Origin of the sequence: Arthrobacter sp. B10-11 (assembly GCF_033142195.1) — a bacterium.
Taxonomy (GTDB): domain Bacteria; phylum Actinomycetota; class Actinomycetes; order Actinomycetales; family Micrococcaceae; genus Arthrobacter; species Arthrobacter oryzae_C.
Genome location: NZ_JAWMTH010000005.1, coordinates 29654 through 41673 on the forward strand (window position 1 = coordinate 29654; position 12020 = coordinate 41673).

8 protein-coding genes and 1 pseudogene are annotated in these 12020 nt (G+C 65.9%); 3 read left to right on the top strand and 6 right to left on the bottom strand.

Annotation, left to right across the window (positions count from 1 at the left end; translation table 11 throughout):
• Nucleotides 1-21: 21 nt before the first annotated feature.
• Nucleotides 22-1374, bottom strand: coding sequence for an MFS transporter (locus RW112_RS15735; protein WP_317782685.1), 1353 nt, complete (start codon nucleotides 1372-1374; stop codon nucleotides 22-24).
• A gap of 163 nt (nucleotides 1375-1537) precedes the next feature.
• Between RW112_RS15735 and purH the strand changes: the two genes are divergently transcribed.
• Nucleotides 1538-3208: a bifunctional phosphoribosylaminoimidazolecarboxamide formyltransferase/IMP cyclohydrolase gene (gene purH / locus RW112_RS15740; RefSeq protein ID WP_305940104.1), complete on the top strand. Its 1671-nt coding sequence runs from the start codon at nucleotides 1538-1540 to the stop codon at nucleotides 3206-3208.
• Between the two features lie 85 nt (nucleotides 3209-3293).
• Here the strand turns inward: purH and RW112_RS15745 are convergent, their stop codons facing one another.
• Together RW112_RS15745 and RW112_RS15750 are read right to left on the bottom strand one after the other, a co-directional pair.
• Entirely contained in the window at nucleotides 3294-3539 is a 246-nt protein-coding gene (locus RW112_RS15745) for a hypothetical protein (RefSeq protein ID WP_317782686.1), read from the bottom strand.
• Nucleotides 3520-4494 (bottom strand): annotated as a pseudogene (locus RW112_RS15750) (trypsin-like serine peptidase). Before RW112_RS15750 ends, RW112_RS15745 begins: the two are co-directional and overlap by 20 nt.
• A 290-nt stretch (nucleotides 4495-4784) precedes the next feature.
• Here RW112_RS15750 and RW112_RS15755 point away from each other — a divergent pair.
• Nucleotides 4785-7007, top strand: coding sequence for an NADP-dependent isocitrate dehydrogenase (locus RW112_RS15755; protein ID WP_317782687.1), 2223 nt, complete (start codon nucleotides 4785-4787; stop codon nucleotides 7005-7007).
• An 80-nt stretch (nucleotides 7008-7087) separates the two neighbouring features.
• Here RW112_RS15755 and RW112_RS15760 read toward each other — a convergent pair whose 3' ends face one another.
• Nucleotides 7088-7666, bottom strand: a complete 579-nt coding sequence (locus RW112_RS15760) for an SRPBCC family protein (protein WP_317782688.1) — start codon at nucleotides 7664-7666, stop codon at nucleotides 7088-7090.
• Between the two features lie 259 nt (nucleotides 7667-7925).
• Here RW112_RS15760 and RW112_RS15765 point away from each other — a divergent pair, with 259 nt between their 5' ends.
• Complete coding sequence (locus RW112_RS15765) at nucleotides 7926-10142, top strand: catalase (RefSeq protein WP_317782689.1); 2217 nt, start codon at nucleotides 7926-7928, stop codon at nucleotides 10140-10142.
• Nucleotides 10143-10191: 49 nt separating this feature from the next.
• Here the strand turns inward: RW112_RS15765 and RW112_RS15770 are convergent, their stop codons facing one another.
• Together RW112_RS15770 and RW112_RS15775 are read right to left on the bottom strand one after the other, a co-directional pair.
• On the bottom strand, nucleotides 10192-10704 hold the full coding sequence (locus RW112_RS15770; protein ID WP_317782690.1) for a mucin-associated surface protein: 513 nt from the start codon (nucleotides 10702-10704) through the stop codon (nucleotides 10192-10194).
• On the bottom strand, nucleotides 10701-11918 hold the full coding sequence (locus RW112_RS15775) for a serine/threonine-protein kinase (RefSeq protein ID WP_411709930.1): 1218 nt from the start codon (nucleotides 11916-11918) through the stop codon (nucleotides 10701-10703). Before RW112_RS15775 ends, RW112_RS15770 begins: the two co-directional genes overlap by 4 nt.
• Nucleotides 11919-12020: the final 102 nt, after the last annotated feature.

Here is a 12020-nt window from a genome sequence, read left to right on the forward strand (position 1 = left end):
GGGGAGGGGAGGGGAGGGGGCCTACGTCAGGGTGCGCTGCTTCGTCTCGGGCGAGAAGAACGCCATCCACAGCACGGACAGCAGCACCAGCCCGCCGGCCAGTGCGAAAGACGTCGCCAGGCCCAGCTGCGGCCACAGGACCGAGGCGAAAACCAGGGGGCCGAAGCCTGCACCGAGCCGCGAGAACGTGGACGCCCAGCCGAAGCCGGTGCCGCGCAGGTCCGTGGGGTACAGCTCGGAGACGTACGTGTAGAGCACCGGGATGGCCACCTGGACGATGAAGCCGAACACCAGCAGCCAGAACACCGCGGCCGACGGGATGTCCACCACAAACGCCACGATCACCAGGGTCAGTGCGGACAGCGGGCCGGTGATCGCCAGGATCCACTTGCGGCCCACCCGCTCCACCAGCACAGCGGCCACCACCACGCCGAGAAGCCCGACGGCGGCCATGGACGCCGTCGTGAGGAAGGCCTTGTAGTCCTGGAAGCCCGCGCCGATCAGGATCCGCGGCATCCACGTCAGCGACAGGTAGTACACCAGCAGGATGCTGAAGAACAGGGACCAGGCAGCCGCCGTGATCTTCCAGTTGAAGCGCCAGACGCGGACCAGCTGGACCCAGGCACTGCCGGCGGAGAGCCGGGGGGCATCCTGCGCATCCGGGAGGCTGTACGCGCGCGGCTCGGCGCCGGTGGCCTTGACCAGGTCGTCGATCACTTTGGCGGCCTCGTCGCGGCGGCCCTTGCGGATCAGGAACAGCGGCGATTCCGGCACGCTGCGCCGCACCCAGAACACCAGCAGGGCCGGAAGCACCATCACCAGCATCGTCAGCCGCCAGTCGCCGAAAGCGGCCACCAGCCCTGCCGAGACGAACCCGGCAAGGGCAGCACCCACCGGCCACCAGCCGTCCATGGCGGTGAGGACCTTGCCGCGTTGCTTCCGCGGAGTGAACTCGCCCACCAGGGCATAGTCCACCGGGATGCACCCGCCCAGGCCGAAGCCCGCCATGAACCGGAACACGCAGAACCAGAGGAAATCGGGGGAGAACGCACCCAGCACCGTGAAGAGGGAGAAGATCAGCAACGTGGCCGTGAAAGCTTTCTTGCGGCCGATGGTGTCCGCGATGGTGCCCCACACAAAGGCTCCGAGCGCCATGCCGATCAGGTTGGACGTGCCCACCCACGCAACCTCGCCGGGCGACAGCGCCCAGTGCGTGGACAGCAACGGAATCAGGATCCCGTTGAGCGTCACATCCCAGGCATCGAACATAAACCCCAGGCCGCCGATCAGGAAGATCCGGCCCTGAACCTTCCAGCGCCACGGCAGTTCCTGGACCACCTGTTCGCCGCTGGGCACAGTGGTGTAAGTATTCATCTCGGCCTCCTGGGAAAACTCTACGTTGCATGCGGGGTCGGCGCGGAGCCCACAGGCGGACTTCACACTCCGGCTCGCAGGGAGGGCATCCCGGCGGACGCGATAAACTTGCCACATCCCCACCAACCGCGGCTTTGATCCGCGAGATAAGACGGAGACCTTTGTGAGCTTTACGCAGCTAGACCGTGTTCCCATCCGCCGAGCCCTGATCTCGGTCTACGACAAGACCGGTCTGGAGGAGCTCGCGAAGGGCCTGCACGAAGCAGGCGTCAAGATCGTCTCCACCGGGTCCACCGCGAAGAAGATCGCAGCCGCTGGCATCCCGGTCCAGGAAGTTGAGGAAGTCACCGGTTCCCCGGAGATGCTGGACGGCCGAGTCAAGACGCTGCACCCCCGCGTCCACGGCGGCATCCTGGCGGACCGCCGTGTGCCCGCCCACATGGAAACGCTGGCCAGCATGGAGATCGAGGCGTTCGACCTCGTGGTGGTGAACCTTTACCCGTTCGTGGAGACCGTCAAGTCCGGCGCCGCGCAGGACGACGTCGTGGAGCAGATCGACATCGGAGGCCCGGCCATGGTGCGCTCCGCCGCGAAGAACCACGCCGCCGTCACGATCGTCACGGACCCCGGCTTCTACGGCGATGTTGTCCGCGCCGCCGCTGAAGGCGGCTTCGACCTGAAGACCCGCCAGCGCCTGGCCGCCAAGGCCTTCGCCCACACGGCCACGTACGACAACGCTGTGGCCACCTGGACCGCCAGCCAGTTCCTCGACGAGGACGGCGACGGCGTGATCGACTGGCCCGCCTACGCCGGCCTGGCGCTGGAGCGCTCCGAGGTCCTCCGCTACGGCGAAAACCCGCACCAGCAGGCCGCCCTTTACGTGGACAAGGCCGCTCCCGCCGGCATCGCCCAGGCGGACCAGATCCACGGCAAGGCCATGAGCTACAACAACTTCGTGGACGCCGACGCCGCCCTCCGTGCCGCGTTCGACTTCGCCGAGCCCGCCGTGGCCATCATCAAGCACGCCAACCCGTGCGGCGTGGCCGTGGGTTCCGCGGATGCAGCGGACCCCATCGCCGACGCCCATGCCAAGGCCCACGCCTGCGACCCCGTCTCCGCATTCGGCGGCGTCATCGCGGCCAACCGCACCGTCACTGCCGGCATGGCGCAGACCGTGGCCGGCATCTTCACCGAAGTGGTCATCGCGCCCGGGTTCGAGCCGGAAGCCGTGGAGATCCTGTCCAAGAAGAAGAACATCCGCCTCCTGTCCCTGCCTGAGGGCTACGGCCGGTATCCGGCCGAAATCCGCCAGGTCTCCGGCGGCGTGCTCGTCCAGATCTCGGACAAGGTGGACGCCGAAGGCGACAACCCCGCCAACTGGACCCTCGCAGCGGGGGAAGCCGCGGACGACGCAACGCTGGCAGACCTCGCGTTCGCCTGGACCGCCTGCCGCGCCGCCAAGTCCAACGCCATCCTGCTCGCCGACCACGGTGCCGCCGTCGGCATCGGCATGGGCCAGGTCAACCGGCTCGATTCCTGCAAGCTGGCCGTGGAACGCGCCAACACGCTCGGCGTGACCGTGGAGTCCGCGGTTGAGGGTGCCGGCGGTGCTTCGAATGCCGACTCCAGCGGTGCCCCGCAGCGTGCCCGCGGTGCCGTGGCTGCGTCCGACGCGTTCTTCCCGTTCGCCGACGGCCTGCAGATCCTGATCGACGCCGGCGTCCGCGCCGTGGTCCAGCCCGGCGGCTCCGTCCGGGACGACGAAGTCATCGCCGCGGCCAACGCCGCCGGCATCACCATGTACTTCACGGGCGCGCGCCACTTCTTCCACTAGGACCTGGGGTCCACCAGGACCTGCCCGCCACGTACGACGGCGACCGCCCCCGCGAAGGGGACGGTCGCCGTCGTCGTTAATTCAGTTAGTCCTCGCCAGTTCCAGCATCAGCTTCGGCGTCAGTGCGCCCCGCAGGTTCCGGAAGCCGGACCTCCCGCGGTGTCGCTTCGGCCATCCGCTCCGGAGTCCAGTACGCGATGATATCTTCCGGGGCCTGGCTGATGTCGCTGCGGCTCACGGCGCCGTAACCGGACGGACGGTCCTCGGCGGCGCCGTCGTCCGAGGGGCCGTCGTCCGAGGGGCCCGCGTTGTCAGTTCGCGGAGGAAGCACTCGAGTACGCCTGCTGGATGACGGAACCCCAGTACGGTCCGTACATGATCTCGGACCGGCTGCCGTAGCCGTAGCTGTTAACGGAGTTCTGGTAACCGCTCGAGCTGGTGCCGATGAACCACGGACCGCCCGAGGACCCGCCGGTCATGTCGCAGGGGATGCCCTGGGACTGGAACTGCGGGTTGTAGGGATCGTTGCCGGCGGGGCCGGTGCAGCTGACAAGTGAGGAGCCGTCGAACGGGGCCGCGGCGGGGTAGCCGAAGGCCTTGTAGGTCAGGCCGCGGGCGGCGTTGAACTGGACGCCGGATGCGCCCACAACATCGGCCAGGTTCTGGCCGTTGAGCTGCGAGACGACGGCGAAGCCTGTGTCGTACTGCATGTCGCCGGCCGAGCTCCACTGGGTGGGGGCGTACAGGGCCTTGGCTGCCCATTTGCCGTACGGCGCGGCACCGTCCAGGTAGGCGGGGACGAAGATGAAATTGGTGGCGAAGGCGCCGGGGCCCTCATTGAGGCAGTGGCCGGCTGTGGAAACGGTGCTCTTGTTGTTGGACGCCACGGAGTTACCGGAGCAGACATAGTTGCTGCCGCCCAGGGTGAAGAATACTTTGCCAATGTGGGACACCGGGTTCTCGTCGGTGTGAAGGGGTGCGGGCTTGCCGTTGCCTGCCTTGCCGGCGATCTTGGTGCTTGAACCCTTTTCCACCGCCGCGGCAGGGGAGGTGTTGCCGCGCTGGAGAGCCTTGCTTGCCAGCACATCGCCGGGCACCGCCGCACGCATGCGCTAGGCCGTCCAATAGCTGGCGGCGTTCGTGGCATCCACTGCCTGGCTGGCAACCTGCCCGCCGTCCTGCGGCGAGGCGGGCGCGGCACTGGCGCCGCCGGCTGCACACACAGCCAGCAGTGCTGCGGCGGACAGGCTCAGCAGGCTGGTGGCCAGAGTCTTCGATTTTGTCATGGTTGTCCTAACCAGTCGTGATGCGCCGGCCTCAGATGGTGGCCGCCGCTGGTGGAGATCAACCTACCCACTGTGACAATTGTTGTAAATAGATACACGAGTCTCGTATTGTGCGTGATGTGACCAAGGCCTGGTCTCTCCGCGACTCGGACAGTTACGGCGGCCGGGGGCATGCTACGCGTCGCTGGACGCCCCGATGGGCGCCGACGCGCCCTGCTCGGGTAAGTTAAGAATGTTGAAATAACGCCAGAGTTCCAGATGTATGTATACCTTCAGGAGACGCCCAACCAATGGCCAAGATTATTTACACCCACACTGACGAAGCGCCCATGCTGGCCACCTACTCGTTCTTGCCGATTATCGAGGCCTACGCGTCGACTGCCGGTGTGGAAGTGGAGACCCGCGACATCTCCCTCTCTGGCCGCATCATCTCCGTGTTCGGTGACTACCTCACCGAAGAGCAGCGGATCAGCGATGCCCTGGCCGAACTGGGTGACCTGGCAAAGAAGCCGGAAGCCAACATCATCAAGCTGCCCAATATCAGCGCCTCGATTCCCCAGCTGAAGGCGGCCATCGCCGAGCTCCAGTCCCAGGGGTACGACCTCCCGGACTACCCGGACAACCCGTCCTCCGACACCGAGACGGACATCCGCTCGCGTTACGACAAGATCAAGGGTTCGGCCGTTAACCCGGTCCTCCGCGAAGGCAACTCGGACCGCCGCGCGCCCCTGTCGGTGAAGAACTATGCCCGCCAGAACCCGCACTCCATGGGGGCATGGACTTCGGAGTCGAAGACCAACGTTGCCACCATGGATGCCGAAGACTTCCGCTCCAACGAGAAGTCCGTGGTCATCGAAGCCGATGACACCCTCAAGATCCAGCTGGTCAAGGAAGACGGCACGGTCAAGGTCCTGAAGCGCGGGTTCCCCGTTCTGGCCGGTGAAGTGCTGGACGGCACCGTGATGCGTGCCGCCGCCCTGGATGAATTCCTGGCTGCCCAGGTGGCCCGCGCCAAGGAAGAGGGCGTGCTGTTCTCCGCCCACCTGAAGGCCACCATGATGAAGGTCTCGGACCCCATCATCTTCGGCCACGTGGTCAAGGCCTACTTCGCCGAACTGTTCGACACGTACGGCGAACAGCTCGCCGCCGCCGGACTGAGCCCCAACAACGGACTCGCATCCATCCTGGGCGGACTCGAGGAACTTCCGGAAGATGTCCGCGAAGGTGTCCAGGCCGCCATCAAGAAGGGCCTCGAAGAAGGCCCCGCACTGGCGATGGTGGATTCGGACAAGGGCATCACCAACCTGCACGTTCCTTCCGACGTCATCGTGGACGCCTCCATGCCCGCCATGATCCGCTCCTCCGGCCACATGTGGGGCCCGGACGGCAAGGAAGCCGACACGCTCGCCGTCCTCCCGGACAGCAGCTACGCCGGCATCTACCAGGTTGTCATCGACGACTGCCGCGCCAACGGCGCCTTCGATCCCACCACCATGGGCACTGTGCCGAACGTTGGACTCATGGCCCAGGCCGCCGAAGAATACGGCAGCCATGACAAGACCTTCGAGATCCAGTCCGCCGGCACGGTCCAGCTCGTGGACAGCAAGGGCGCCGTCCTGATTGAACACCAGGTGGCACCGGGCGACATCTGGCGCGCCTGCCAGGCCAAGGACGTGCCGATCCGCGACTGGGTCAAGCTGGCCGTCACCCGCGCCCGCGCCTCCGAGACCCCCGCCGTGTTCTGGCTGGACGAAGAGCGCGCCCACGACGCCAACCTGATCGCCAAGGTCAAGGAATACCTCAAGGAACACGACACCGAGGGCCTCCAGATCGAAATCATGTCCCCGGTCAAGGCCACCGCCTTCACGCTCGAGCGCATCCGCAAGGGCGAGGACACCATCTCGGTGACCGGCAACGTGCTCCGCGACTACCTCACGGACCTCTTCCCGATCCTGGAACTGGGCACCAGCGCCAAGATGCTCTCCGTGGTTCCGCTGATCAACGGTGGCGGCCTCTTCGAGACCGGCGCCGGCGGGTCCGCCCCGAAGCACGTCCAGCAGCTGCTGAAGGAAAACCACCTCCGCTGGGACAGCCTGGGTGAATTCCTGGCCCTCGCCGTCAGCTTTGAGCACCTCGCGACCACCACGGGCAACAAGCGCGCCCAGGTTCTCGCGGACACCCTGGACCGGGCCACCGGCACGTTCCTGCTCGAGAACAAGTCCCCGCGCCGCAGCGTCGGGGAACTCGACAACCGCGGAAGCCACTTCTACCTCGCCAAGTTCTGGGCGCAGGAGCTCGCCAAGCAGACCGACGACGCCGAGCTGGCCGCCGACTTCGCCGCTGTTTCCGAGGCGCTGACCGCCAACGAGGACACCATCGTTGCCGAGCTGCTCGCAGTGCAGGGCTCCCCGGTAGACATCGGCGGTTACTACCACCCCGACGTCGCCAAGGTCGCCTCCGTGATGCGTCCCTCCGCGAAGTTCACCGAAGTACTGTCCGGTCTGGCCAAGTAGCCGGACCCGCGCACGCAAAACGCCCCGCCTCCCATCACGGGAGGCGGGGCGTTTTTGTCTGCGGCTGTTGCCTGCTGGCCTTAGCGCTGGACGTGCTTGCCGAACGGAGGCTCCGTGGCCATGTCCGGATCCGTGTTCACGGGCCGCTCCGTGGGAACGGCGTCGTACCCCACTTCTTCTTCGAGGGGGACGGCGGTGGTGGCAGCGCCCTCGCTCACGCGCTCGCGCCAGGCACCGGTCTCCACTTCGCGCTCCTCGATGAATTTCTTGAAGCGTTTGAGGTCCGAAGCCACCTGGCGGGAATCGAGCCCGACTGCGGCTCCCACCTTCTCGACGGCGGAGTCAGGCTCCCAGGCGAGTTCCACACTGACCTTGGTTTCGGTCGGATTGAGTGCTTCGAACCACACTGTTCCGGCGTTGCGCGGTTCGTCGAGGCTTTCCCAGGTGACGCGCTGGTCCGGCTGCTGGACGGTGATCCGGGCGTCGTATTCCCGCTTGACACCGGCGATGCTGGTTTGGAAGTGCACTGTGGTGTCATCGAGCTGCCGGACGGAGTCGACGCCACTCATGAAGTGCGGAAAGTCCTCGAACTGGGTCCACTGGTTGTAGGCCTGGCTCAGCGGGACGCTTACGTTGATGGATTCCTGGACAGTTGCCATGCGTACATCACTCCTTCAGCTGGCGGGCCGCTGGCCCGCGGTTCTGATCTCGTTGCGGGCTTCGTGGGCGCGCTTAAACCAACTTAGCGAGATTCCCGGCAAATAGTAAGTTTGCTGATGAAAGTTCGGCAGGTCCATTGTGATCAACCGCCAATTTCCCTAGAGTACTAAGCAGACTTAGTTTCTGGCCGGATGGCCGCCTGCGGCCAAGGACCGGACACCAGCGGCTAAGGACCGCACATCAGAGGGGAACAAAACCATGTCAGCAGACAGCAACGTCCACATTCCCGGCGCCACATCGAGCGAGCCACCCAGTGTTGCCGAGCCGACGCAACCGCGGGAACCTCTGCCGCCCAAAGCGGACCAGCAAGGACCCGAAGCGGTGTCACCCACCGGAACGCCCACAGGTGCCCCGGCCCATTCGCGGGCCCAGTCAGGGGCCTACCTCACCACGGCCCAGGGGCTCAGGCTCCAGGACACCGACCATTCGTTGAAGGCAGGACGGCGCGGTCCGGTGCTGCTCCAGGACCACCACCTGCGCGAAAAGATCACCCACTTCGACCACGAACGCATCCCGGAACGTGTAGTGCATGCCCGCGGCGCGGGGGCCCACGGCACCTTCCGGGCCTACGGCTCCGCGGCGAATATCAGCCGCGCGGGCTTCCTGGCCAAAGATGTTGAAACCCCCGTCTTTGTCCGGTTCTCCACGGTCCTGGGATCCCGAGGCTCCGCCGACACCGTCCGTGACACCCGTGGTTTCGCGACCAAGTTCTACACCGACGAGGGCACTTTCGACCTCGTCGGCAACAACATCCCTGTCTTTTTCATCCAGGACGGCATCAAGTTCCCGGACATCATCCACGCCGGCAAGCCGCACCCGGACCGCGAAATCCCGCAGGCCCAGAGCGCGCACGACACCTTCTGGGATTTTGTGTCGCTGCACACCGAGGCGCAGGCACACACCATGTGGAACATGTCCGACCGTGCCCTGCCGCGCTCCTACCGAACCATGGAGGGAATCGGTGTCCACACCTTCCGCCTGGTGAACGCCGCGGGGGACACTGTGCTGGTCAAATTCCACTGGAAGCCCAAGCAGGGTGTGCACTCGCTTGTCTGGGAGGAAGCCCAGCTCATCAACGGCATGGACCCGGACTTCCACCGGCGTGACCTTGCCGACGCCATCGAGGCAGGGGCTTACCCGGAATGGGAGCTGGGAGTGCAGGTGTTCCCGGACACCGAAGAGGAATTCTTCGAGGGAATCGACCTGCTGGACCCCACGAAGTTCGTCCCCGAAGAACTCGCGCCGGTGCAACCCATCGGACTGATGACGCTCAATGCCAACCCGGTGAACTACTTCGCCGAAACCGAGCAGGTTGCTTTCCACCCCGGGCACCTGGTGCCGGGCATCGACGTCACTAACGATCCGCTGCTGCAGGTTCGGCTCTTCTCCTACATCGACACCCAGATCTCCAGGCTGGGTGGCCCCAACTTCGGGCAGATCCCCATCAACCGGCCGCAGGCGCCCGTCAACGACATGCTCCGCGACGGCATGCACCAGCAGGCGGTGCACGGGGGAGCGGCACCGTACCACCCGAATTCGCTCGACGGCGGCTGCCCCTTCCTCGCAGGGGCCGATCTCAGTGCGTTCGTGGACGTTCCCGAGCAGTTGGCGGCGGCGGTCAAGGAACGGAAGTCCCCGGCGTCGTTCGATGACCACTTCAGCCAGGTCCGGCTCTTCTTCCGCAGCCTGAGCCCGGTGGAGCAGGACCACGTGATCCAGGCTTACACTTTTGAGCTCGGCAAATGCCGCGAGGAAGCCATCCGGGAACGCCAGCTTCAGAACTTGGCCAATGTCGATAGCAGGCTGTGTGCGGCCGTTGCCAACGGCCTCGGCATGCCGGCGCCGGCAGCTACGGTGGACGTGGCAGATACGGACCCTAGCCCAGCGCTGTCCCAGATCGGCGGTACCTGGCCGGTGAAGGGCCGCGTGGTGGGGATCGTGGCCGACGCGGGCAGCGACCTGGATGCGGTGCGTGCCGCGCGCACCGCGTTGGACGCCGCGGGAATCGTGCCGCTGGTCATCGCGCCGTCCGGAGGCTACTTGGGGGCGGAGGCCGACGGCGGGATCCCGGTTCAGAGGACATACCTCACCGCGCGATCCACAGAGTTCGACGCCGTGCTGGTTGCCGGTTCGGCCGACCCGGCCCCCGACGCCGAGCAGGGCTTGGACGCCAAGGCCGGCGAGCCCGGGGCATCCCTGGATCCGAGGGTGATTCTGCTGCTTTCCGAGAGTTTCCGCCACGCAAAGGCGATCGGGGGCTGGGGCGGAGGTGCCGCCGTCGTGGATGCTGCAAGCATTCCGCAGGATGCTCCCGGAGTAGCCGTGAGCGAAGGTGCGGACGGAGCGGTGTCGCGCATCCAGGAGCTGCTGGCAGCGCACCGGTCCTGGGAGCGTTTCCCGGCCTCAACCTCCTGACGGAAGGCTGAGGCCGGGGCGGACTGGATCCGGGGGCGATGACCCGGATTCAGTCGTCGCTCTTGCCTTTGCCTTTGTTTCCCGATCCTGAGTTGTCCTGGGCCGGGGGAAGCACGGGAGCGGGGGCCTGCTTCGCGGCTTCCTCGGCGGCCGCTTTGGCAGCAGCGGCATCCGCTTCCGCCTTCGCTGCTGCCGCCGCCTCCTTTGCAGCCGCTGCGTCCGCTTCCGCTTGGACCATGGCGGCGGTCAGGTCCGCCCGCACTGCCTCGATGGCCTTCGTAATGCTCTGGTGGCGCTTGAACGAGACGCTGCCCTCGGCGGCAGAGGCGTCCAGTTCCGCCACCAGCTCGTCGAGGGATTTGAGGGCGCCGGCATGATCGTTGCCGGCGGCTGATTGTGAAACAGTCAGCACCTTGGCTTGGAGTTTCTGAGCGGCATCCGTATCGAGGTCCGGGGCGGTGGAGCTGCAGCCGGCGAGGGCAGCGGCCAACAATGCGGCCGCGACCACCGCCCGCCACCGCTGCGGTGACCAGCGTCCGCGATTGACTGGCAATGACGTCATGGTTCCACGCTCTTCTGCAGTTGTTCCAGGTGTTCTCCCAGGGTGCCGGTGACCGCAGGGTACTGGACAGGCTCCGGGGTTGTGGGAGTGTTGGCGGACAGGAAGATTGTGGCGCTTACCGCGAGCACCGCGAATGCAGCCGCGACAGCTGCCAGCTTGCCGCGGTTGGCAGAGCGGAGGCGTTGGGCGACGCCGGTGCGCGGCGGACCGTTTTCGCCGCTTTCGCCGGGCCGCAGCTCAGCTGTGGTGCGGCCACCGGACCTCGCTTCGGTTGTCCGCATGCTTTCCGGGACAACCAGGGGAGGACGCGACGGCGGCGCAGGAAGAATGCGCGTGGGCTCGTCGGCCACGCTTCCGGGCACTGACTCGGGTGAGACCAGGGCCTGCCGAAGGGCGGTCTCAAGATCTGCCGCCGTCGGTCGGTCCATGGGGTCCAGTGCAGTCATGGAGCGGATGAGGTTTGCCCACTCCGCTGGAACGTCAGCGGGGATTTCCGGGGCGCGGTGCAGGCGCGCCACCGCCGATTCAATGGCGCTTCCCGGATATTCCACTGCTCCCTTGATGCATTCGAGCAGCACAAGGCCCAGGGAATAGATGTCGCTGGCGGGACCCAGATCGGCTCCCCGTGCCTGTTCGGGGCTCAGGTATGCGGCGGTCCCCACCATGGTCCCGGTGGCCGTCAGCCGTGTGCCGTCGACAATCCGGGCAATTCCGAAGTCTGTCAGTTTGGGGCGCAACGGTTCGCCGGGGCGGACCTGAACCAGCAGGATGTTGGCCGGCTTGATGTCACGGTGGATGATGCCCAGGTTGTGGACGTAGGCCAGGGCGTCGGCGACTCCGGCTCCGATCACCGCCACTTCATCCAGCGGGACTGTGCTGTGCCGGATCCTGCTCCGGAGGTCCTGCCCCTCAATCAGTTCCATGGTGAGGAACGGCCGGGGCTCTTCGGGGACACGCGAGTCGATCCCGGCGTCGAACAAGGTCACCAGGCTGGGGTGGTTCAGGGTGGCGAGCAGTTGAATCTCAGCTTCCTGGCGCTTCAATTCGTCCGCGTCTGCCGACTGCGGAGCAAAGAGCTTCAATGCCACGTCGCGGCCCAGGTTCTCGTCCCTGGCCGTGTAGACCGATGCCATGCCGCCGCGTCCGATGACCTCGCCAAGACGGTATCGGCCGTCCAGGACCTCAGCCGTTTCACTGGGCGAACTCTCCACGATGTCCCCATCCTTTTTAGCGTTCCCTCAGAACGCACTCTAAGAATAATACGGGGACGGGTATGCATTTTCATAAGGATGCTTGGTAGTTGAGCCTCCGGGATC

Coding starts and splice junctions, on each gene's coding strand:
- RW112_RS15735 (WP_317782685.1), bottom strand. CDS start 1,374: ATGAATACTTACACCACTGTGCCCAGCGGCGAACAGGTGGTCCAGGAA.
- RW112_RS15755 (WP_317782687.1), top strand. CDS start 4,785: ATGGCCAAGATTATTTACACCCACACTGACGAAGCGCCCATGCTGGCC.
- RW112_RS15760 (WP_317782688.1), bottom strand. CDS start 7,666: ATGGCAACTGTCCAGGAATCCATCAACGTAAGCGTCCCGCTGAGCCAG.
- RW112_RS15765 (WP_317782689.1), top strand. CDS start 7,926: ATGTCAGCAGACAGCAACGTCCACATTCCCGGCGCCACATCGAGCGAG.
- RW112_RS15770 (WP_317782690.1), bottom strand. CDS start 10,704: ATGACGTCATTGCCAGTCAATCGCGGACGCTGGTCACCGCAGCGGTGG.